23 protein-coding genes are annotated in these 22,924 nt (G+C 35.3%); 13 read left to right on the plus strand and 10 right to left on the minus strand.

Annotation, left to right across the window (positions count from 1 at the left end; all coding sequences use genetic code 11):
• Positions 1-11 precede the first annotated feature (11 nt).
• From urtD to urtA, 5 genes are all read right to left on the minus strand, one after another.
• Positions 12-782: an urea ABC transporter ATP-binding protein UrtD gene (urtD, locus tag ABZP37_RS05260; protein ID WP_366186230.1), complete on the minus strand. Its 771-nt coding sequence runs from the start codon at positions 780-782 to the stop codon at positions 12-14.
• Positions 775-1,743, minus strand: a complete 969-nt coding sequence (gene urtC, locus ABZP37_RS05265; protein ID WP_366186232.1) for an urea ABC transporter permease subunit UrtC — start codon at positions 1,741-1,743, stop codon at positions 775-777. Before urtC ends, urtD begins: the two co-directional genes overlap by 8 nt.
• A gap of 80 nt (positions 1,744-1,823) precedes the next feature.
• Positions 1,824-2,714: an urea ABC transporter permease subunit UrtB gene (gene urtB / locus ABZP37_RS05270; protein ID WP_366186233.1), complete on the minus strand. Its 891-nt coding sequence runs from the start codon at positions 2,712-2,714 to the stop codon at positions 1,824-1,826.
• A gap of 75 nt (positions 2,715-2,789) precedes the next feature.
• The gene (locus ABZP37_RS05275) at positions 2,790-3,566 is read right to left on the minus strand and encodes a hypothetical protein (protein ID WP_366186235.1); all 777 of its coding nucleotides are present in this window, start codon (positions 3,564-3,566) and stop codon (positions 2,790-2,792) included.
• Positions 3,567-3,660: 94 nt separating this feature from the next.
• Positions 3,661-4,869, minus strand: a complete 1,209-nt coding sequence (urtA, locus tag ABZP37_RS05280; RefSeq protein WP_366186237.1) for an urea ABC transporter substrate-binding protein — start codon at positions 4,867-4,869, stop codon at positions 3,661-3,663.
• A gap of 253 nt (positions 4,870-5,122) precedes the next feature.
• Between urtA and ureA the strand changes: the two genes are divergently transcribed.
• The 8 genes from ureA to ABZP37_RS05320 are packed head-to-tail and all read left to right on the plus strand — an operon-like array spanning position 5,123 to position 10,793.
• Positions 5,123-5,425 carry an urease subunit gamma gene (gene ureA, locus ABZP37_RS05285; protein ID WP_108739533.1) on the plus strand — a complete coding sequence of 101 codons (303 nt, stop codon included), beginning with the start codon at positions 5,123-5,125 and terminating at the stop codon, positions 5,423-5,425.
• Entirely contained in the window at positions 5,422-5,778 is a 357-nt protein-coding gene (locus tag ABZP37_RS05290; protein ID WP_264617972.1) for an urease subunit beta, read from the plus strand. The genes ureA and ABZP37_RS05290 overlap by 4 nt, the downstream gene beginning before the upstream one ends.
• Before the next feature lie 15 nt (positions 5,779-5,793).
• Positions 5,794-7,509 carry an urease subunit alpha gene (ureC, locus tag ABZP37_RS05295; RefSeq protein ID WP_366186239.1) on the plus strand — a complete coding sequence of 572 codons (1,716 nt, stop codon included), beginning with the start codon at positions 5,794-5,796 and terminating at the stop codon, positions 7,507-7,509.
• Positions 7,510-8,001, plus strand: coding sequence for an urease accessory protein UreE (locus ABZP37_RS05300; RefSeq protein WP_366186241.1), 492 nt, complete (start codon positions 7,510-7,512; stop codon positions 7,999-8,001).
• Positions 8,001-8,687: an urease accessory protein UreF gene (locus ABZP37_RS05305; protein WP_366186243.1), complete on the plus strand. Its 687-nt coding sequence runs from the start codon at positions 8,001-8,003 to the stop codon at positions 8,685-8,687. The genes ABZP37_RS05300 and ABZP37_RS05305 overlap by 1 nt, the downstream gene beginning before the upstream one ends.
• Positions 8,688-8,696: 9 nt before the next feature.
• Positions 8,697-9,332 (plus strand): urease accessory protein UreG, encoded by a 636-nt coding sequence (gene ureG, locus ABZP37_RS05310; RefSeq protein WP_108739528.1) that lies wholly within the window; start codon positions 8,697-8,699, stop codon positions 9,330-9,332.
• Positions 9,329-10,108 carry an urease accessory protein UreD gene (locus ABZP37_RS05315; protein ID WP_366186245.1) on the plus strand — a complete coding sequence of 260 codons (780 nt, stop codon included), beginning with the start codon at positions 9,329-9,331 and terminating at the stop codon, positions 10,106-10,108. The genes ureG and ABZP37_RS05315 overlap by 4 nt, the downstream gene beginning before the upstream one ends.
• Positions 10,095-10,793, plus strand: coding sequence for a hypothetical protein (locus tag ABZP37_RS05320; RefSeq protein WP_366186247.1), 699 nt, complete (start codon positions 10,095-10,097; stop codon positions 10,791-10,793). The genes ABZP37_RS05315 and ABZP37_RS05320 overlap by 14 nt, the downstream gene beginning before the upstream one ends.
• Before the next feature lie 10 nt (positions 10,794-10,803).
• Here the strand turns inward: ABZP37_RS05320 and ABZP37_RS05325 are convergent, their stop codons facing one another.
• The 5 genes from ABZP37_RS05325 to ABZP37_RS05345 form a co-directional block, all read right to left on the minus strand.
• Complete coding sequence (locus ABZP37_RS05325; protein WP_366186249.1) at positions 10,804-11,553, minus strand: hypothetical protein; 750 nt, start codon at positions 11,551-11,553, stop codon at positions 10,804-10,806.
• A gap of 23 nt (positions 11,554-11,576) precedes the next feature.
• A complete protein-coding gene (locus tag ABZP37_RS05330; protein ID WP_366186250.1) occupies positions 11,577-12,011 on the minus strand; it encodes a retropepsin-like aspartic protease in 435 nt (144 codons plus the stop codon).
• Positions 11,963-14,632, minus strand: a complete 2,670-nt coding sequence (locus ABZP37_RS05335; protein WP_366186252.1) for a CHAT domain-containing protein — start codon at positions 14,630-14,632, stop codon at positions 11,963-11,965. Before ABZP37_RS05335 ends, ABZP37_RS05330 begins: the two co-directional genes overlap by 49 nt.
• A gap of 228 nt (positions 14,633-14,860) precedes the next feature.
• The gene (locus ABZP37_RS05340) at positions 14,861-16,813 is read right to left on the minus strand and encodes a PKD domain-containing protein (RefSeq protein WP_366186254.1); all 1,953 of its coding nucleotides are present in this window, start codon (positions 16,811-16,813) and stop codon (positions 14,861-14,863) included.
• A 215-nt stretch (positions 16,814-17,028) separates the two neighbouring features.
• Positions 17,029-18,000, minus strand: a complete 972-nt coding sequence (locus ABZP37_RS05345) for a hypothetical protein (RefSeq protein ID WP_366186256.1) — start codon at positions 17,998-18,000, stop codon at positions 17,029-17,031.
• Between the two features lie 437 nt (positions 18,001-18,437).
• Here ABZP37_RS05345 and ABZP37_RS05350 point away from each other — a divergent pair, with 437 nt between their 5' ends.
• The 5 genes from ABZP37_RS05350 to ABZP37_RS05370 all read left to right on the plus strand — a co-directional run bounded on the left by ABZP37_RS05350 (position 18,438) and on the right by ABZP37_RS05370 (position 22,915).
• The gene (locus ABZP37_RS05350) at positions 18,438-19,016 is read left to right on the plus strand and encodes a sigma-70 family RNA polymerase sigma factor (RefSeq protein WP_366186258.1); all 579 of its coding nucleotides are present in this window, start codon (positions 18,438-18,440) and stop codon (positions 19,014-19,016) included.
• Positions 19,017-19,023: 7 nt separating this feature from the next.
• Positions 19,024-19,749 carry a tetratricopeptide repeat protein gene (locus ABZP37_RS05355; RefSeq protein WP_366186260.1) on the plus strand — a complete coding sequence of 242 codons (726 nt, stop codon included), beginning with the start codon at positions 19,024-19,026 and terminating at the stop codon, positions 19,747-19,749.
• Positions 19,750-19,915: 166 nt separating this feature from the next.
• Positions 19,916-20,695, plus strand: a complete 780-nt coding sequence (locus tag ABZP37_RS05360; protein ID WP_366186262.1) for a TatD family hydrolase — start codon at positions 19,916-19,918, stop codon at positions 20,693-20,695.
• A 62-nt stretch (positions 20,696-20,757) separates the two neighbouring features.
• Positions 20,758-21,900 carry a 1-acyl-sn-glycerol-3-phosphate acyltransferase gene (locus ABZP37_RS05365; RefSeq protein ID WP_366186264.1) on the plus strand — a complete coding sequence of 381 codons (1,143 nt, stop codon included), beginning with the start codon at positions 20,758-20,760 and terminating at the stop codon, positions 21,898-21,900.
• A complete protein-coding gene (locus ABZP37_RS05370) occupies positions 21,884-22,915 on the plus strand; it encodes an asparaginase (RefSeq protein ID WP_366186266.1) in 1,032 nt (343 codons plus the stop codon). Before ABZP37_RS05365 ends, ABZP37_RS05370 begins: the two co-directional genes overlap by 17 nt.
• Positions 22,916-22,924 lie beyond the last annotated feature (9 nt).

Below are 22,924 nucleotides of genomic sequence, written 5' to 3' on the forward strand. Positions count from 1 at the left end.
CAATTAGCTGTTTACTTTTGTCGTCCCAAATAAATTTCGATGACTTCTTGATTGTTGACTATTTTGTCAAAAGTACCGTTGTCAATGATTCGTCCTTCGTGCATTACTAATACCGAAGTAGAAAAATTGCTAACGAACTTCATATCGTGTTCAACTACGAAAACAGTTCTTTCCTGTGCAATTTGAGTTAGAAGTTCACCAGTTTTATCTCTTTCGTTGGGAGACATTCCTGCGATAGGTTCATCTACCAATAATAATTCAGGTTTGTTGATAATGGACATGGCTATTTCCAACCACTGCTTTTGACCGTGTGATAAGGAACCGCTAATGGCGTGTTTGACTTCTAGCAAGTTCAACTTTTCTAAAGTCTCGTCTATAATGTCGTGTTGTTCTTGGGTGATTTTTGAGCTAAAAAGGTACCACAGTGTGTTTTTTCCAGTAATTAAGGCCAATTTCATATTTTCAAAAACGGTTTGTGTATTGAAAATAGTAGGGTTTTGAAATTTTCGGCTAATTCCTAAGTGAACAATGCTTTCTGGTTTCTTATTTTGTATTTCTATTTCAGATTTATAAACAATAGTTCCTTTTGAAGTTTTTACTCGTCCGCAAATGGCGTCCAATATGGTGGTTTTACCTGCTCCATTTGGACCAATGATAAACTGAACTCCTTTGAAAGGAAAATCGATAGTAATGTTGTTTAGTGCTTTGTACCCATCAAAATCTACTTCAACATCTCTTAAACTAATGATGGGGTTTGGTATTATTTGATGAAATCTACTCATTTTTAAGTTTGTTAAGGGTGTTGTTAAACCATTTTTTTTCCAATAATGTACCAACAATTCCTTTTGGAACAATGATGGTTGCTGCTATGAATAAGAATCCATAAAAGTACCACCAGTATTCTGGCATAGATTCAGAAAAACTTGTTTTAGCATAATTGATTAATATCGCTCCTACAATAGGGCCCAAAAGTGTTGCTCTTCCTCCAATAGCGACCCAGATCACAAATTCGGTCGACATTAAAATACTCATAATCGAAGGAGAAATAATTCCAACAATTGGCACAAATAAGGCTCCAGCAATTCCGCAAATCGCAGCAGAAGTTGCTAATGTAATTATCTTGAACGAATCGGTTTTGTATCCTAGGAAACGCAATCTTGTTTCGCGGTCTCTAATGGCTTGGATAATAGTTCCGCCGTGTGAGTTAAGCATGAATTTACTAACAAAGTAGATTCCGATCAATATCGCAACAACTAATAAATAAAGTATTTTGATTAGCATTGGGTCGTGTAGTGTAAATCCGAATAAACCATCAAAACCAGTAATTCCATTTGATCCTCCGGTAAATCCCTGTGAACCTACAAAAAGAATAGACATAATAAGCGTTATTGCTTGACTTATAATTGTGAAATAAACTCCTTTTGTACCAGATTTGAAAAGCGGAATCCCGACAAGCAATGCTAAGGCGACTGGTAGGATAACAATCATCACCAATGTGGATGGGAAATATTTAAAAGGAGCCCAAAACCAAGGTAAAACTTCAATTCCTGACCATTCCATGAAATCGGGTAAAGGTTGCGATTGTAGTTTCATATACATCGCCATGGCGTAGCCACCAAGTGCAAAGTAAACTCCGTGACCAAGACTTAGAATTCCTGTGTATCCCCATAATAAATTTACAGAAATAGCCACAATGGAGAAAACTAGAAATTTACTCAATAAGGAAAGTCTAAATTCAGACATTGTCAAGAGTGGTATCAGTATGAGTGATAGTATTATTAAGGTATATATTGTTTTTTGTTTCATTTTAGTAATTGAATAAATTAATCAATAGTTCTATCTTTCATTGGAGATAATCCTTGTGGTTTGTATTGTAAAGTGACCAATACCATTACCAATATGATAACTTTCGCCATACTAGAGGTAGTGTAATATTCGATAAATGGATTACACATTCCGATTAATAAGGCACCTAGAATAGATCCTCGTAAGCCTCCAATTCCACCTAAAATTACTACCAAGAAGGTGTCAATTATGTAGTTTTGACCTGTTGATGGTCCAATTGATCCCAACATGGAGATGCAAATACCAGCGATTCCTGCAAGTCCACATCCAAAAGAAAAGGTAAATGAATCTGCTTTTTTTGTATTGATACCAATACATGATGCCATAGAGCGATTTTGCATTACCGATTGTAGAATTCTTCCTTTAGGAGTTTTATACATGAAATAATAAACAAAAAGACAAATGGATATAGAGATGAAAATAATTAATATTCGATTGTAGGGAAGGGTGATTGCATCGTTTATTTTCCATCCTTCGTTTAATATCTTTGGCATTGGTGCATCTACGTTATTAGAACCAAAAATGTTTCGTGCTAATTGTTGTAGAATCAAACTCACACCCCAGGTTGCCAAAATACTGTCTAGGGGTCGAGCATATAATCGTTTAATAATAAATTTTTCGACCAGAAAGCCAATTCCAAATGAGAGTACAAATGAAATGATAAAGGCAAAAAATAAAGATAACCAAGATCCTTCGCTTCCTAATGCAAGGCTTACAATGTAGCTGCTATAGCAACCAATCATGATGAATTCCCCATGGGCAAAATTAATTACACCCATCATTCCAAAAACAATACTTAGTCCTATTGCGGTTAGTAGTAAAATGGAGCTAATACTTAGTCCGTTGAATATAAATGGTATAAAGTCCATGTTTAAATGTTTTATTATAAAAGCCTACAGAATAATTGTTTTGAATTATTCTGTAGTAGGCTTTAAAGATTGAAATTAAAATAATGTTACTCCTAACAATCCTGTCATAGTATGGTTAAGCGGGCTAGCTACAACTCCTGCATTGGCTTTGATGCTGTAACTGTCTGTTATTTTAACGGGCTTACTTATGTTGATTCCAATTTCATTGATTCCAACGCTTTTTGAGTCAGCAACTGCTTTGTCTGTCCATTGCCAGAATGTTCCATCGTTGTCGCTATTCAAAGCAAAACCTGTAGAGATGTATGGAGTTACACTAACATCCTCGTTGATAGTAAAATCATAAGATGCTTTTACATAAGAAGAGTATCTTTGTGATCCATCTGCATTTCTATCTCTACCTTCGATAATGGTTGAAGCAAATAAGCTTAAACTAGTACTAGGAATTGTGTAGGCTACCGATAAGTCAAAGAAGTGTCTTGTCCCTGTTCCGTAATTGAAATAGTTAGATTGTGTGTGATTGCCGTAACCAGCATAGCTTGGTGAAGCAGCATAGTCACTATAGTTGTAGATATCCCAAAGCGCAATGCTTAATCCACCTTTGGTAGTGTAGGAAACGTATAAATCTACATCTTTCCATTGTCCTGCTAATCCGTATCCGTTCCATGTTCCAACTTCCAGTCCTTTGTATTTAAAACTCGCTTGTGCAGCAATAATTGGGTCTGGTCCTACAGCATAACCTCTCCAATACCATTGGTTGTGAAGGGATGCTGTTAAGTCAAATTTTCCTGAATCTTGTGCGAATATTAGGGTTGTCATTAGCCCTGTAAGTAGTGTGAAAATGATTTTTTTCATAACCGGTTTCTTTAGTAGATTTTTTTTAAGATGTTTAAATAGCCGATTAAAGAATAATTTTCGATAAAAGTTAATCGGCTGTATTGGTGTGGAATTATTTGATTACTCCTGGAGCAATCACTTTTTTATCAGTAGCGATACTTGGGAAAGGATCAGCTTTGATCATTCCTTCAGATTGATAAACGATATCAAATTGACCTTTGCTATTTGCTTTTCCAATCATGAAATTTTTAATCGTATGGTTTGTAACAGGGTCAATAGATACTTTTCCTTCGGGAGCGTCAAAACTTATTCCTCCAATAGCTTTTTGTACTTCCATTGGTTCAAATGATTTTGCTTTTTCTACTGCTGCTGCCCATAAGTACACTCCAAAATAAGCTGCTTCAATTGGGTCATCAGTAACTTTGTCAGCTCCGTATTTCGCTTGGTATGCTTTGATGAATTTTTCGTTAGCTGCACCTGGCATACTCATAAAGTAGTTCCAAGCAGTTAGTTGTCCTTCCATAATGTCTAGTCCAATACCTTTCAATTCTACCTCAGCAATAGAGAATGACATACAAGTTACAGCTGGAGCAACAAGTCCATTAGATTTCATTTGTTTGAAGAAACCAATATTACTATCACCATTAATAGTGTTTAATACTGCATCAGCACCAGAACTTTTTATTTTTTGAACTATTGAAGTAAAGTCTGTGTGTCCTAAAGGAGCATATTCTTCACCAACAATTTGAAATCCTGCTAATTCTAACTTAGCCTTGATAATTTTGTTTGCTGTTCTTGGGAATACATAATCAGATCCAACTAAGAAAAATTTCTTTTTTCCTTCCTTAATCATATAGTCAACTGCTGGAAGTATTTGTTGGTTGGGAGCTGCTCCAGTATAAATTACATTTTTCGAAGCTTCCATTCCTTCATATTGTACTGGGTAAAACAATAAGTTGTTTTTTGATTCGAAAACCGGAAGTACTGCTTTTCTACTAGAAGAGGTCCAACATCCAAAAACTGCTTTTACTTCATCTTGATCTATTAATTTTGTCGCTTTTTCAGTAAAAGTTGGCCAGTCTGATGCACCATCTTCTGTTACAGCTTCAATTTGTTTTCCTAAAACCCCACCTGCTGCGTTTATTTCTTCAATTGCTAATAAGGTTGCGTTTTTACAATCTGTTTCCGAAATAGCCATTGTTCCAGATAAAGAGTGTAATACTCCAACTTTTACAGCGTCTGGGTTTGATGCTGCTCCTTCTTTGTTTTTACATGATGTTATCAGTACTAATGCTGCAAATCCTAAAATTAATTTTTTCATTTTGATCGGTATTAAATTGTTAATTATTCGTCAAAAGTATGTATTTTTTTATGTCACCCCCTAATTTTTGTGGGGGTTGAATGTCAGAATTATGATAATTGTAAAATACTACCCCCTCATTTTGTGATTTTATTTTTATTTATAGATTTTTTTAACAAATAGTTAGATTCGGTTTATTTTTTAAAAATGTTTAGTTATTCTTACTTATTTCAACTAATAATTACTTTATGTTTGTATAATAATACTATGAAATATGCACCTGAATCCGAAAGAAATCGAAAAATTACTTCTCTATACTGCTGGAGAAGTTGCTCTTAAAAGAAAAAATAGAGGTTTGAAATTGAATTATCCCGAAGCTATAGCATTAATAAGTGCAGACTTATTAGAAGCTGTTCGTGACGGAAAGACTGTCGCCGAGCTCATGCAGTACGGAACAACTATCCTAACTAGGGAAGATGTGATGGAAGGAATTCCAGAAATGATACATGATATACAAATAGAAGCCACTTTTCCTGATGGAACCAAATTAGTAACCGTACATAATCCTATCAAATGATACCAGGTGAATACATACTTAGAACAGAACCAATAGAAATTAATGTCAACAAAAGAACTATTTCTATTGAAGTGATTAATAAAGGTGATCGTCCTGTGCAAATAGGTTCGCATTATCATTTTTTTGAAGTAAACAAACAAATGAGTTTTGATCGAATGCCAACCTTAGGAATGCGATTGAATATTGCAGCAGGAACGGCAGTGCGATTTGAACCAGGTGAAGAAAAAGAAGTAGAACTAGTAGAAATGAGTGGTGATAAAACCGTTTATGGTTTTAATAATTTAGTAGATACAACCATCACAGATGCTAATCGTGACAGTATTGAGCAAAAACTAAAAGAATTTCTAAAATAAAGGATACTCAAGAGCATGGAAATTAATAGAATAAAATATGCCAACATGTTTGGCCCAACAGTTGGAGATAAAGTAAGATTGGCCGATACTGAATTGTTTATCGAAATCGAAAAGGATTTTGCTGTTTATGGCGAAGAATCCAAATTTGGTGGAGGAAAAACTATTCGTGACGGTATGGCACAATCTGCACGCGCAATGCGTCATGAAGGGGTATTGGATTTTGTAATCACCAATTGTATCGTTATCGATCATTGGGGAATTGTAAAAGGAGATATCGGAATCAAAGACGGGAAAATTGTAGGTGTAGGTAGAGCTGGAAACCCAGACACTATGGATGAAATTTCCGATAACATGATTATTGGTGCTTCTACCGAAGTGCATTCGGGAGCCGGAATGATTGTTACCGCGGGAGGAATTGATACGCATATTCATTTTATCTGTCCACAGCAAATCGATCACGCTTTATATAGTGGTGTCACGACCATGATTGGTGGTGGTACTGGTCCTGCTGACGGAACCAACGCTACAACGGTAACTCCTGGAGCTTGGAATATTCAAAAAATGCTTGAAAGTGCCGAAGCTTTTCCAATGAATTTAGGTTTTTTTGGAAAAGGGAATTGTTCCACAACGGCTCCTTTGGTAGAACAAATCGAAGCAGGAGCTTTGGGATTAAAAATCCACGAAGATTGGGGAGCAACACCTGCAACGATTGATGCTTCGTTGAAAATTGCTGACGAATATGATATTCAAGTCGCAATACATACGGATACACTTAATGAAAGCGGATTTCTAGAAGATACAATCAATGCCATCGACGGAAGAGTAATTCATACTTTCCATACCGAAGGTGCTGGTGGAGGTCATGCGCCCGATATTATAAAATCGGCCATGTACCCAAATGTTTTGCCTTCGAGCACCAACCCAACAAGACCTTATACTATTAATACTATTGATGAGCATTTGGATATGCTTATGGTGTGTCATCACTTGGACAAATCGGTGCCTGAAGATGTGGCTTTTGCCGATTCTAGAATTCGGCCAGAAACCATTGCTGCCGAAGATATTTTGCACGATATGGGAGTCTTTAGTATGATGAGTAGTGATTCTCAAGCTATGGGTAGAGTAAGTGAAGTAATCATCAGGACTTGGCAAACAGCTCATAAAAATAAAATTCAACGTGGATTTCTGGAGGAAGACGAAGCTAATCAAAACGATAACTTTAGAGTGAAACGTTATATCGCTAAATATACCATCAACCCTGCAATTTCACACGGAATTTCAAAACATGTAGGTTCTATCGAAGCTGGAAAACTGGCTGATTTAGTGATTTGGAAACCCGCTATGTTTGGGGTGAAACCAGAATTAATCATCAAAGGCGGAATGATCATCGCAGGAAGAATGGGAGATCCAAATGCTTCTATTCCAACTCCGCAACCCGTAATTTATCGCCCGATGTTCGGAGCTTATGGAAAAGCGTTGCACAAAACCTGTGTGACTTTTGTTTCGAAAATTTCGATCGAAAATAAAACTATTGAAAAGTACCAATTAAACAAAATGATTTTGCCTGTTGAAAACTGCAGAAATATTGGTAAAAAAGATTTAATACACAACGACAAAACGCCAAATATCGAAGTCAATCCTGAGAATTACAAAGTAAGTGTAGATGGAGTACATATTACTTGTGAACCTTTGTCAGAACTTCCTATGGCACAACGTTATTTTTTATTTTAGATGATTATTACAGAAAAAATTAAACCAGAAGATACTTGTCCCAAAGAGAGAATTTCTGTTGCGGTAGATATTGAATGGTTCGAATCGAATAAAAGAATCCAGCACAAACGCGCCAGAGATAGTAAGGAGTTTCGACTAAAGTTTCTAAATGAAAATCCGAATTTAAAGCACGGAGATATTCTATTTCAAGATGAAAACCATAATTATACAATTAATATCCTTCCTTGTGATTGCTTGGTAATTGTGCCTAAAAACAATTTTGAAACCGCATCTATTTGTTATGAAATTGGTAACAAACATTTGCCTTTGTTTTATGACAATGATGCGCTTTTGGTTCCTTTTGAAAAACCATTGTTCCGACAATTACTAGCCATGGGATTCGAAATTCGTCAAGAAGAAAGAGCCTTGCTGACTCCGCTCAAAACCTCTGTCGCTCCTCATGTAGAAAGTGATAGTTTGTTTTCTAAAATTATGAATCTAACTCAAAAATAATGACCAATTCATTATTGAATTTACTGCACCTTTCAGATCCTACTTTGCCTATTGGAGGTTTTTCACATTCGTATGGGTTAGAGACTTATACTCAAAAAGAGATTGTAAAATCAACGGATGAGGTAGAGATGTTCCTAAACGAAATGCTACATCATAGTGTGTTGTACAACGAAGCTTCGTTTATCAGTTTGGTTTATGATGCCTGCGAAAACGGTGGTTGGCAACAAATAATCGAAATGGATGCGCTGTGCAATGCTTCCAAATTACCAAAAGAAATAAGAACGGCCAGCCAAAAATTGGGGGTTCGTTTGCAAAAAATATTCAACCCTTTAATTCAAACCGATTTTACCCAAAAGGTTGCTTTAGCCATAAAAAACAAAGAGCTTCATGGTCATTACTGTATTTTGTATGCCATCTATGCTTTCGAACTAAAAATTGAAAAGAAAGAAGCACTCGAAGGTTTTTTCTATAATGTTACCATCGGATACATTACCAATGCAGTTAAACTGATTCCGCTAAGTCAAGATTCTGGACAATTGCTATTGTTTAAATTGTTGCCTAGTTTGGCAAAATTGGCACAAAAAGCAATGCAGCCCGATATGGATTTATTGGGTTGCAGTTCGGCGGCTTTTGACATTAGAGCGATGGAACACGAAAATTTATATTCTAGATTATACATGTCTTAAATTAAAAAAATGAGCAGAAAATATATAAAAATAGGAGTAGCTGGACCCGTAGGTTCAGGAAAAACAGCTCTTATCGAAAAGTTGACACGAGAACTTGCTTCTCAATATTCATTGGGTGTAATTACCAATGATATTTATACACAAGAAGACGCCGAGTTTTTGACCAAAAATAGTTTGTTACCCAAAGAACGAATTATCGGAGTCGAAACGGGAGGTTGCCCGCATACTGCTATTCGCGAGGATGCGAGTATGAATCTCGAAGCCGTGGAAGAAATGGCAGAACGATTTGCCGATATCGAAATTATTTTTATCGAAAGTGGGGGCGATAATCTGTCAGCTACTTTTAGTCCCGATTTGGCCGACTTAACCATATTTGTCATTGATGTCGCTCAAGGCGAAAAAATTCCTAGAAAAGGCGGTCCCGGAATTACCCGAAGTGATTTGTTGATGATTAACAAAATCGATTTGGCGCCGTATGTGAATGCCGATTTGGGAGTAATGGAGCGCGATGCCCGAAAAATGCGTAACGGAAGACCGTTTGTTTTTACCAATTTGATGAAGAGAGATGGCTTGGATGATGTGATTGGTTGGATTCAAAAATATGCTCTTTTAGAAAATGTAGTAGAACCAAATTTGCACCGATGATTTCAAAGGTTACCATAGAATCCGTTGAAAAACGAGGCATAACGGAATTAAAATCTGTTTTTTGTTCGACACCTTTTAAAGTGGTTGAGGTCAGAGAGGACAAGAAGAATCCGCTGTTAGAATTGATGTTGATGAGTTCTTCTCCCGGCGTTTTGGACAATGATGAATTGAGTTTTGATTATTTGATTGCTGAGAACTGCCAAGTAGAAATGACTACACAATCTTTTCAACGGTTGTTTACCATGGAAAATAGTGCGGTTCAAAAAACGAATGTTGTGATTAAGGAAAATGCTTTTTTATCCTATTTGCCACAACCTACTGTGCCACATAAAGATTCCAATTTTAAAAGTGTAAATACCATTCATTTAGAAAAAAATGCTGCTGTTGTTTGGGGCGAAATTTTCACTTGTGGACGAAAATTAAAAGACGAAATTTTTCAGTTTACCCAGTTTCAAAGTTTGACTAAAATTTTCCAAGAGGAAAAACTCGTTTATTTTGAAAATTTATTTTTGAATCCAACCAAGCAAAACCCTTTAAATATTGGACAATATGAAGGATTTACGCATCAACTTAGTTTAGTTTACATTGAAGAAGCTTGTGATATTCCAGTTTTGAAAAAGCAATTGGATGCCTTCTTGGAGGATAAGGATTGTACGTTTGGTATTTCGGAAACGGCGACCAACGGATTGTCTATTAAAATATTAGACTTTAAGGCCGAGAAATTACTAACTCTCATGAAACAATTAACTCAGATTATAAAAAATGGTCGACTTTAATTTACTTTGTTTTACGGTTTTATCCATTAGTGCGATTCATACTTTGAGCGGACCAGATCATTATTTGCCATTTATAGTCCTGTCAAGATCCAAACAATGGAGTTTGAAAAAGACCCTTTTGTGGACTTTTCTCTGCGGGTTTGCTCATGTATTAAGCTCGGTTGTCCTTGGTGTAATTGGTATACTTCTGGGTTGGACAGTGACCAAAGTCTTTCATATCGAAGAAATTCGTGGAGGCTACGCTTCTTGGTTTTTACTGCTTTTTGGAATAGGTTACGTTGTTTATGCCTTGATCAATCTAAAAAATAATAAGACCCACAAACATTTCGATACTTCAGATGAAGGTGATATTTATGTTTTTGAACACAAACACGGACAAAGCATTGCGGGTAACAAGCGTTATAAAGTAACGCCTTGGGTGATGTTTTTTATTTTTGCTCTTGGACCAAGCGAACCTATGATTCCTTTAATTATTTATCCGGCCATTAATTATACTTTTTCGGAAGTTGGGATGTTGATCTTTTTATATACGTTCACAACAATTTTTACCATGATGTTTATGGTTTTGATGGGGTTTTTCGGCTCTCGTTTTATCAATTACAAAGGATTCGAAAAATACATTGAATTATTCAGTGGGATTTCCATCATCGTTTGTGGCTTCGGGATGGTGTTTTTGGAGTGGTAAGTTCTAAATCTTAATTGCCACGATATTCGACGAAATCAAACAACGCATAGTTTTGAGTAGTAGGAATGTGATCGCCAATAAAATTCAGGTTCTCAACACTACAAAAGATTTTGAATTTTTCTTTAGTACCATAATTCAGTTGAAGTGTACTAACTGTATTACCACCAATTTTCCAGTTGGCAATGTATTTGTTTTTGGAATTTAAAGTTAGTTCGATAGATAAATTATACCAATCTCCTCTTTTAATTTTCACAGGAGTAGATTGAAAAGGATTGGCTTGTGAGGTCATATAAGCGATTAAGTCGTCTGAAGCTGCATTAAGTGCGTTGCGTTCACTTTCTGTACCATAACCAATTTCAAAATCCAATTCATGGGTATCGTCATTGTATAAAAACGCACCGATGCTGGCTTTGTCACCCACGCCCATCTCAGGGACAAATACTCTCCATGTATAGATACCTGTAGTGTAGGTAGCAATCGTTTTTACTTTAGGGCGATCCCAGGTGTTTGGACGTGTATAAATGTTTAAATTTCCATTTTCAGTAAAATAATTTATTTGTCCGTTCATGTTTTGTGAAGCATCTTCCCATTCGGATAAATCATTGAAATTCCAAAATTTATTGCTCACGGTTCGGGAAGGTTTTGAGGTGTTTTCTATTGTAACGACTGATGATTCGGTTTCATTTACAAGCAGGTCATCAGCACATGAAAATAATAGTAATGCAATAATAACTCCTAGTATTTTAAAATTTAGCTTCATAATAATAGTTTTTTGTTTAGTCTTTATTGTAAATATAAATAATGATTGTAATAATCGATTATTGCTTTCCCTTTTAAAAGTACGTCAGCGCCAATAATTCCGTGAACGGGTTTGGATTTATATTGTATCAAAGCTTCATTAACATGCGATAAATCAAAAATAACCAAATCAACTTTTGTTTTCCAAGTCCCTAGTTGTAATTTATTTTTTGTTGACATTTGGGTCAACATTCCTGTAGCTCCAGCCCCAGAAGCTTTGGTTTTAGAATCTTGTGCATCCACCTGAAAAAGTTCGATGCTTTCAAAACCTATGCAACTGTTAGAAGCGCCTGTGTCTAATATAAAATTCCCTTTAACGCCGTTGATTTTGGATTTAATCAAGAGATGTTGGGTTTTGGTAATCTTAAATTTTATTTTTTTATATTTTTCCTTTTTGAGGATTTCTTGTAGTTTTTCCATTTTCTAAACTGAATGAAAGCCAAAAGTAAACCAATTATGGTTATAAAACCTATACTGTAAAGAGTATAGTTGAAAGATTCTTCTCCAGCAGTACGACTTCCATAATACACAAAAGCACTCCAGTAATAAGGTGATTTTTTGGCATTTGAAATCGTTTTGTCTTTCAAGAAATCTAATTTGGCATTGCGATTGGCTTCCCAATACGAATCTCCATCTTTACAATGTTGGTAGAAATAATCCATAAAAACCGAAGTTGTAAAATCATTGACTTTCCATAAGGAGAATAATAGGTTTCTAGCTCCTGCAAATTGAAATCCTCGTGCAATACTCATCGCTCCTTCGGATTTGTAAAGTCTTCCAATACCTGTTTCACATGCACTCAATACCACTAATTCAGGATTGATATTCAATTGATATAACTCCGTATATAAAATTTCTTGATCGAAAAATTTAATGCTCGCGGGAGTTTCGAGGTCGCCAGCCGTAGCATGTGTGGATAGATGAAGAATAGAATAACGAGCAGCATTCGATTTGAAATTATCAAAAGTGGCTTGTTTATTTTCGAAAAACTGTCCATCGAACTTGTTTTTTATGGATGCCATTTCGTTTTTAGAAAAATCCAAAGCATAGTCTGTTTTTTCGAAAACTGGAAATATCCCAAGTACATTTTTTTTAGGTTTTTCAAGTTCTACTTCGTTTAAATAAAATGATACAGAGTTATTGTATCCAATGGCGTAATCATTGACCAAATAATTCATTTTGGTAAAATTTGTCGTTGAAGTTTCGGCTGTGATTAAAGCTTCGAATGGAAGAAAATTTAATAATCCGTCCGGGATAATGATGAGGTTTCTCTCTTTTGGTTGTTTTGGTAATTCCAATAGATCATAAACTATTTTACCTTGATGATTGTATCCTTTTGAGTCTTTTAGTATAGCATCTGATTCTTTAAAATAATTTAAAAAATCAGTGATTTCTGCTTTATTAGTTTCGTTGTTATACGATTGAAGTTGAATGGTGTTTTTACGAAAAGTAAAAGAATAGGTTTTCACTGCGCCAGAAAAATAATTGACGAGGACTGTTTTTTCTTTTTCTAGTTTTTCAAAGACTAGTTGTAAATCGATATTTTGGTTTTTAGTTTGGGTAGTGGTGGATTGAATTTTTTTCAAAGAAAGGACTAGTTCATTTTGTTTTTCAATGGCGTGGTTGATTTTTGTAATGTCAGCTTTGTTTCCTTTTTGCTGCTCTTTAGTGATTTCAACAGTCCAGTTTTGCAATTGTTCAATGTGTAATTTTTCTTCTCTTGAGGCAGTTTTGTTTTTCTGCAAATAGCTTTTTAAAACGGTGGACTTTGTTTTTTCTGCCAGTTGAAAAGCTTGTTCGATATAAGCTTGTTTCTTTTCTTTTTGGAACAATAATTCATAGAGTACGATGCATTTTTCAGTACGCAATCGAACGCGAGTTTGGTTTATGATTTTTGAATTTTCGTAGATCAATAAATTAGAAAACAGATCTTCAATATAAGCGGAAAGGGCGTAGGCTTCCAGTGCTTTTTTGGGTGTGTTTTTGAGACTAAAAATTGCGCCTTGTAAATCTAATGCATCTAGTAAAACAGTTTCTGAATAGAGTGATTTGGACTCCGGCAGAATGTTTTTTGTGCTTGAATAATTAGGGATTAAGGTCTTGAATACGGAGCTCAGTAAAGCAGAGGCTTCTGCGTATTTTTGCTGTTCGAAAAGTAGAGCAGCTTCTTCATAATATAATTTAGCTATTTGTCGAGAATCTTGATTAACGGAGGTAAAGAATAGTTTTTTCGCTTTCGCAAAATAGTCGTTGGCTATTTCAAAGCTTCGTCTTTGGGTGTAAAGAGAGGCTAAATTCCGATAGCAGTTCGCTAGTTTATTGAATTGGGTTTTGTCCTCTTGTAGTAATTGAATAGCATATAGATAGGTGGATTCAATTTTTTTAAAACGGGCTGCATTTCCAGATGTCGCTAGGCTATAATTCAGCATATAGTTGTTGCCCAAATTATTGATTATAATTCCTTTTTGGGTTTTGGTTAATTTTTCGGTCTGGAGGGTTTTTTGCAGTAATTCAATGGCTAAGTCTGTTTTTCCAGCACTTTGATAAACGTTGGATAAATTGAGGATGGCTGCCAATTTTTGTCCCGAAGCTTCGGGATTATTTTTCTCCTTAGAAGCAATGTAATAGTATTGTTTGATGGTGTTTTCGGCATTGTCATAGTCGCCTTGCAGAGTGTATAAATTCCCTAATGGTTTCAATGCATATTCTATGATGTCGTATTGTGCTAATTGGTTTTTACTAAAAGTCTCCCATGCTTTCTCGTAGCTTGTAATGGCCGATTGGTTTTGTCCCAATTTCATTTCATAGTACCCTTTGTTGCAATTTAAAATTACGATAGCCAGTAGTTCGTCTTTAGTTTTGGTCTTTTTAGTGTTCCAAAAATCACGATCCATTTGTGTTAATTGTTTTAACCCGTTTTCAGAAGGTTGCGCTGCGAAGTCATCTATTGTTTTGTAAATAGAATCTTCTAAACGGGCGGAAGGCTGTCCGAATACAATCAGCGTTGAAAAGAGAATAAGGATGAAATGAATTTTTTTCATATTTTTAATGTAAACACAACGGTTTTTTTTTTAATACAAAAGGCACAAAAGTTATGAACTTAAAGTCGCCTGAATTTTTTTAACACAAAAGGCATAAAAGCTATGAGCGCAACGCTGTACGGATTTTTTTAAATAAAAGGTACAAAAGGTACAAAATCAATGAATGGTTTCCGACTTTTTTTAAACGGGAGTTATCTTTTTGCTTTTGTGTCTTTTTTGTTGATCTTTTTAAAACTTCCATATCCCATAAAACTGGAAATAGTTAAAGTTTTCTTTGAAGTTCATCACATAACGAGCTCCTACACTTGGGCCAATTCGTGCCGCTCCAATTGTAAGGTCAAAAAGTAATCCTGTTTTAACATCGGTAAAGCTCTTATTTGATGTTACTGTTTCTTCTTTAGTGCTAATTAAAAAAGAGGCTTTTTCATTTTCGTATATTTCTATTTTAGAATTTTGTTCTTGCTTTGAGGAAGTATTTATGTTTGCTTGAACCCCTGCACCAATGCCGATGAAATTGTTGATGTTGTAACGTATCAGTAAGGGGATTTCGTTATTGATATTTGTGTTTTTTGTAGTTGAGGTGGTTTTTCGGTATTGTCGATTAGTAGCTGAATTTTCAACAAATCCTTCACTAGTAGTAGTCTCCGATTTGTAATTGTGAATACTATTGATCAGTTCTGCTTGCCAATAAAAACGATACGATTTAAATGGCGAAATAGTCGCTCCAACAAAATAACTCGTGGAGTTGTTCAAGCTAGGATAGTAGTTGTAACCTGCTTTGGCACCTATGGAAATTCCGGGTAGAAATCGTGTAGTTGCGTAATTGGTAATAATGGGCTCGTTTTTATCAAAAATAATAGCCGTTCTACTTTTGGTATTTACCTTATGAAAGTCCTTGTTGAATTTCATGGAATACTTCACAAATCCTTTGGTGCTGTCTTTTTCGTGTACATTTTTTTGAGTACTTCCAGGCAAATAGATGTTTTTGAAAGTGAAGAAAATTTGTTTTTGCTTAATGATGGTATCAAGACAACTAGTCGTTGTTACTTCGTTTTTTGGACAAATAGGGCATTTAGGATACATATCCTCAATTTTGAATGTTTTTTTATCAAACATATCAGGGATATCGGTTTCTAGGCGAATCATTCTCGCAGGTCCTTCTCCGTTATTTTGAAAGCGTGTTTTGAAGTCTATCCTTTTGAAGCGCACGAAGCGGTAATTGATAAAACTTCCGCTAGAGCCCATTTTGTTAGGGTCATGAGAAGTTACTATTTCCATTTCAAGGTTTTTTACTTTGTGGTTTTTATAGCTTCTATTAGGGACAAAAACACCTCGAATGGTCACGGTGGCACTAGTGTCTTTGAGCATTTCGGGCGTGGTTTTAAAAGTATAGAACACATTGCGAACCTCGTTTGGGTTCATTTCATCCATTTCCAAAATATGAACTTGGTGGTATTCTTTTTTGGCTATTGCCAAAGTAGTTTCCAAATCCAGTTCATTGGTTGTATTTCGATATTTTTGAATGGGTTTGTAGGTTTCATTCGAAGCTAAAAAACGATTGCTATCATTGTTGTCATTTGCTATTGCAAAAGTATTTTCTTTCACTTCTCTTTCGCCTGCATGGGTACGGAAATCGACTAAGTCAAAGTTGTTACTTTTGAATTGGGTTTCGTTGTAAAAAAGATAGAGTTTTCCATTAGAAACGTAGTTTTCGGTGTTTTGATAACTCATAATTACGACCATTTCTTCTTCTGGAATGGGATCGCAATTTTTTTGAAGGTTAAAGCTACTAGGGTCAGTAATAGCTGCTATTGCAGTATTAGCGGGACTACTGATATCATTTATAACGACTTTCTTTGGTCGGGTGGCGGGTGGTTTTCCATTGTCGTAATTATTGGTTACGGCAAGACGGGCATTGTAAGTACCTTTGTTTTTGTACACGTGTTTAGGTTCTGCTTCTTTGCTGTAGGTTCCGTCGCCCATTTCCCATAGGTAGGAGAAACTAGGTTTGGGTGCGCCAGAAATTGGAATTAAAGGTGGGAGTTCAGGTTTGAAATTGACTTGATTACCTGTTTGAATATAACCGATTATGGCTCTACGGGTAACGGTGTCTTTTACTTTTGTTTGAGCCGTAATTAGGACTGATGCAAATAAAATAACATAAAATAAAAATGGTTTCATGGTCGAGTCGTTTTAGCCCTGATGGTTCCGAAGCCTCGGAAGGCATCCTTTTATCCTGAACTTGTTCAGGATCCTGAAACAAGTTCAGGATAAAAGATACAGCGGACAGCAGGAAATAGCTCCTGAAAACCATCAAGATTCCGATTAAATTTCATTAAAAGTAAAAAAAAGTGGTGAGCAAATCACCACTTTAATTAAAAATCTATTTTATGCTTCTATTGAATGGCGTTTATTGCGGCTACTAATTGCGCTTCGGAACCAACTGATGTTTCACCCATTGTGAATTGAAAAACATCATTAGCTTGAATTGTTACGGCTTTGATTGCGTATCTCCATTGCCCATTGTCCTCAGTGGCAAAGATGATGTGACAAGCTAATCCTACTGGGATTTGACCGTAATGCTCACTGAATAATCCTGCGTTAGTATAAGTGTCAAGTTTTGCAAGTGCATTTTGACCTTCACCATCATATGATAAATAAATTGAGCTGTTGGTGTTGTCATATCCTGATGGAGCTCCAACTAAAATGGTAGTTCTAGGTCTTGGATCACTGTAGAATTTATCCACATTTGTCCATCCAAAGTTTCCAAATGATACATAGTAACTGTTTTGCCCTGCTTCTACACCACCTTTTCCATTGGTTCCTGCGGCATCACGAGCGTCAGCCCAAGCTAAGTTACCTTCTTTATCAATGATTCCGTTCCATAAGGTCATAGCATTGTCCACACCATCCGTTAAAGCTGCCGGAACGTTTAGGTTGATGTTACAGGTAGTTCCTAAATCTACTCCGCCTTGAGTGGCTTTGATGAAGAATTCTCCTCCTGAGATTAATAAGCTTCGGTCACCGTTTGGCATAATTCCCATTGTAGGTTTGTTCGTTACCAACATGTTTCCTTTGTCAAAAAGTTCAACAAATTGGATGTCTATGGCCCCTGTTGCAGGATTTCCGTTCTTAGTCAAACAGTTTCCGTTTAAGGTGATGGTAACTCCTTTGGCTGAAGTTAGAGTGATTACTCCTGCTGCTGCGGTGGCTGTGAATTTTTGTGTTTGTGCTTCTAGAGCGGCTTCTCTCACTGCTGTAAATTGTGCTGCTGATGCTGGCGTTATTGGTTGATCTTTGTTGTCACAACTAATGAATGATACTGCAGCTAAGAATAAAAGTCCGATGTTTTTAAGATTCGTTTTCATAATTTCTAATTTTTAATTTATTATTTGATTGTTTTTTTATTATATCAATTAAGGTTTGATATTGTTACCCTTTATTTTAATTATTTTTAAAATGAATGATTATCTAATTTTTTCAACACTATTTTTTGTGTTGTGGTGTTTCGTTTTTATATCAATTCTATTTGTAATTTGTTACCCCATAATTGAAAAGTTTTTTATCTCGTTATAATTTTCCAAAGTGTACAAGTAAAAAAATGCTTGATTTTGTTTAAATACTTTCTCATTATTACAATATTTTAAAAGAACTAATTGTTGATTTATACTTATATATCCGTTACGGTCTCGAATTGTTACCCCTTTAATCTGAATTTATTTCAGATTCTCATGAATTAATTTTAGATCGTATCTGAAAGTTTATTAGAGATTCTTTTTTTATATTAGCACTTAAAAATAATTTTATGGCCTCATTAACTGCACATCCTGACCAAATGTATATCGAAGGACTAGCGTCGAATAACTCTGTTATCATCCAGTCTATCTATAAAAAGTTTGTTCCTAAAGTTATTCATTATATTAGAAACAATTCTGGAGACGAAGATCAGGCGCAAGATGTGGTTCAGGAAGTACTTATTTTATTATTTGATCAGGCTAAAGCCAAGAAGCTCACTTTGACTTGTCCGTTTGATGCGTACTTTTTTTTGTTGTGTAAAAGAAAGTGGCTTAATGAATTGAAAAAAACATCGAATAAAGGGGTAACAATTGCGGATGATTTTGGATCTATAAATGAAGCCAATGATGATTTGGTCACCCAAACCGAAGTGTTTGAAGAAAAACAACAGCTTTTTGATGCCATGTTTAAAAAACTAGGTGAAAAATGTCAAGAAGTACTCAAGTTGAGTTTTGTCCTCAAATCGATGGAAGAAGTAGCCGAAAAACTGAATGTGACTTATGGTTATGTTCGAAAGAAAAAATCATTATGTACGGGTCAATTGACTCAATGGATTCAAGAATCAAGTCAGTATCAAACCCTAAAATAATCGAGCCATGAAAGAGGAACACTATATATTATTCGACCAATACCTGCAAGGAGAGCTTTCGGGTGTTGAGAAAGAAACTTTCGAAAAGGAATTGAAAGCGGATACCAAATTGGCAACCGCCTTTGAAGCTTTTCAAGAAGTGAATTTTCAGTTGGAACAAAAATTTGGAATTGAAAAGGAACGAAATGCATTTCGAGAAAACCTGTCTATAATAGCTGAAAAACCAGCCAAAAAGAAAAAATCAAAATTACGAACGCTAAAACCTTGGTATTATTCGGTGGCAGCTTCGGTGTCGATTTTGTTTGGTGTTTGGTTTTTTATGCAAAATTCAAAACCTGTTTTTGAGGATTACAATCAATATGAAAATGCTTATTTTACGGAAAGAGGAGATGTGAATGTCAACATGAAGCTGGCACAAGAAGCTTTTAATGCTAAAAATTACGACGAAGCATTACCACAATTTGAAATTTTAGTAAAAGAAAAACCAAGTCCAGAGATCGAATTGTATTATGGTATTTCCTTGATGGAAATGAATCGAATGAAAGAAGCGGAAATAGTTTTTAAAGAAGTTCAGGCTGGAAATTCGATTTATAAAAATAAAGCGAGTTGGAATTTAGCCTTGCTGAAATTAAAACAGAAAGACTATCAAGGTTGTGAAGCCATCTTGAAAACCATTCCAGCTGATTATGAGAATTATGATCAGATTCAGGAATTGTTGAAAAAGTTGGATTAGAAAATTTAACACAAAAGACACAAAAGAAAAAAGCAAAGGCACAAAAGAGTTTTGTCAAAATAGCTCTTTTGTGTCTTTTGTGTTTTAAAAAATAACATAAAGTTTTTGTGTCTTTTGTATTTTAGTTTTAAAAAACATTGCAATTTTGTCTCCTCAAACTTTACCATTGGAAACAAAAACAATTCTTACCGACACCCACACTCATTTATACTCAGAAGAATTCAATGAGGATAGAAACGAAATGATACAAAGAGCAATTGACGCTGGAGTTTCTCGTTTTTTTATTCCTGCTATCGATTCTAGTTGTACCGCCTCTATGTATGAATTAGAAAAAAATCATCCTGAAAATGTGTTCTTGATGATGGGTTTGCATCCTACTTATGTAAAGGATAATTATCAAGAGGAATTACAACATGTAAGAGAAGAGTTAGCCAAAAGAAAATTTTATGCTATTGGTGAAATTGGAATCGATTTATATTGGGATAAAACTTATTTGAAGGAGCAACAAGATGCATTTAGAACTCAAATTCAATTAGCCAAACAATATAAATTGCCCATTATAATTCATTGTCGTGATGCTTTTGATGAAATTTTTGAAATTTTAGAAGAAGAAAAGTCCGATGATTTATTTGGGATATTTCACTGTTTTACGGGTACTTATGAGCAGGCACTTCAAGCTATTTCATACAACATGAAATTGGGAATCGGAGGTGTGGTCACTTTTAAAAACGGAAAAATAGATCAGTTTCTTCATCAGATTGATTTGCAACATATTGTGTTAGAGACAGATTCTCCTTATCTAGCTCCTATTCCTTTTCGAGGAAAGCGAAATGAAAGTAGTTATATCGTAAATGTAGCTAACAAATTGGCAGAAATATATGGTGTTTCTATTGAAGAAGTGGCGCAAAAAACTACAGAAAATTCCAAATCAATTTTTGGGATTTAAAGGTGGAAATCTTCTAAGTTTGACTTTTTTTTTGTTCTTTTGCTTTGACTAAAAAAACTATAATGCAAAAATTTGACGCAATTCGACCTTTTTATGACTCGGAGGTAAACGAAGTATTCAAAAAATTACTGTACCATCCGATGTTAAAATCTTTAATGGATTTTTCTTTTCCTGATCAGGAAGAGGGTGCTTGGAGAGATTTACTTTCAAAAACGCATTCTATACGTGATTTCCAATGTAATTTTATTTACCATTCTGTACAGACTTTATTGAAAAAAAGTTCTGATGGTCTTACGACTTCTGGTTTTGATAAATTAGAAAAAGGAGAGTCGTATTTATTTATTTCGAATCACCGAGATATTTTATTAGATACTACCTTGTTAAATGCTTCCTTATTTGAGCACGGTTTAGTGATGACCGCTTCTGCCATTGGAGATAATTTAGTAAAAAAATCATTTTTGATGAATTTGGCTAAATTGAATCGTAATTTTTTGGTGCAAAGAGGTTTGGCTCCACGCGAGATGTTACAGAGCTCCAAAACTTTATCAGAATATATCGGTCATTTGCTTACTCATGAGAGCCGTTCGGTTTGGATTGCACAACGCGAAGGTCGTACCAAAGATGGAAATGACGCTACCAACCCAGGTATTTTGAAAATGCTTGCCATGGGTTCTGACGAAGAAAATTTGATGGATTATTTCAAAAAAATCAAAATTGTTCCGGTCTCTATTTCGTATGAATACGATCCAACGGATGCTTTAAAAATGCCTCAAATTTTAGCAGAAGCTAATAATGAAGTGTATGTAAAGGATGCCAATGAAGATTTTATGACCATTCTTAGTGGTGCTTTGGGACCAAAGAAACATATTCACATCCATATTGGTGATGTATTAAGTGATAAGATAGATGTTATTGCTAAAGAAAATGATAATACCAACAAACAAATTCAAGCCATTGCTCAAGCTATTGATGATTCGATATTAAGCAACTATAGATTATGGCCAACAAATTATATTGCCCATGACATTGTAGCAAAAAATAATGATTTTGCTGCTTTCTATACCGAAGACGAAAAGACACTTTTTGAACGTAGAATGGAAAAACGTATTGATAAAGATAATCCCGTTGCTTTGCAAAGTTTTTTGAATATGTATGCCAACCCTGTTGTCAATAGTTTAAAATATAAAGATGCAGTCCAAGGCTAAAATATTGCTTGTTTATACCGGTGGAACCATCGGTATGAGCAAAGATTTTGAAACAGGAGCTTTGAAAGCTTTTGATTTTGGTCAATTATTGCAGCACATACCAGAGCTGAAATTGTTGGATTGCGAGATTGAATCTGTCTCGTTTGAAACACCCATCGATTCGTCTAATGTAGATCCTGAGATTTGGGGAAAATTGGCTTCGATTATCGAAAGTAACTATCTTAAATATGATGGTTTTATTGTTCTACACGGATCGGATACCATGGCATACACCGCATCGGCTTTAAGTTTTATGCTCGAAAATTTAGCCAAACCTGTGATACTTACAGGCTCACAATTGCCAATAGGTGATTTGCGTACTGATGCCAAAGAAAACTTAATTACAGCGATTCAGCTGGCCTCTTTAAAAGAAAATAATACTAGTGTTATTCAGGAAGTTTGTCTCTACTTTGGGTACAAACTGTATCGCGGTAACCGCACGATCAAAGTCAGTGCCGAACTTTTTAGCGCCTTTACATCTCCAAATTTTCCTTGTTTGGTTGAATCTGGGGTGAATTTGAAATGGAATAAACATTTGTTTTTGCCTTTGGAGAATCAAGCAGAATTTAAAGTTCAATGTTCTTTTGATACTAATGTGACCATCATAAAACTATTCCCCGGAATATGTGAAAAGGTTATAACTGCTATTCTATCTATTCCTGGTCTCAAAGGTGTGATAATAGAAACATACGGTTCTGGAAACGCAACTACAGCAGATTGGTTTATACAACTCATCCAAACCGCAATCAAAAAAGGAATACATGTGGTCAATGTAACACAGTGTTCAGGAGGTAGTGTCAACATGGGGCAATATGAAACGAGTCATGAAATGAAAGCTGCTGGTGTGATTTCTGGAAGTGACATAACCACTGAAGCGGCAATCACCAAATTGATGTATTTGTTGGGTAAAAATATGCCTTCTAAAGATTTTAAAACTGTATTTGAAACTTCTTTGCGTGGCGAGATGACCGAATAGCGTATTGCT

Origin of the sequence: Flavobacterium ovatum, assembly GCF_040703125.1 — a bacterium.
In the GTDB taxonomy this organism is placed as follows: domain Bacteria; phylum Bacteroidota; class Bacteroidia; order Flavobacteriales; family Flavobacteriaceae; genus Flavobacterium; species Flavobacterium ovatum.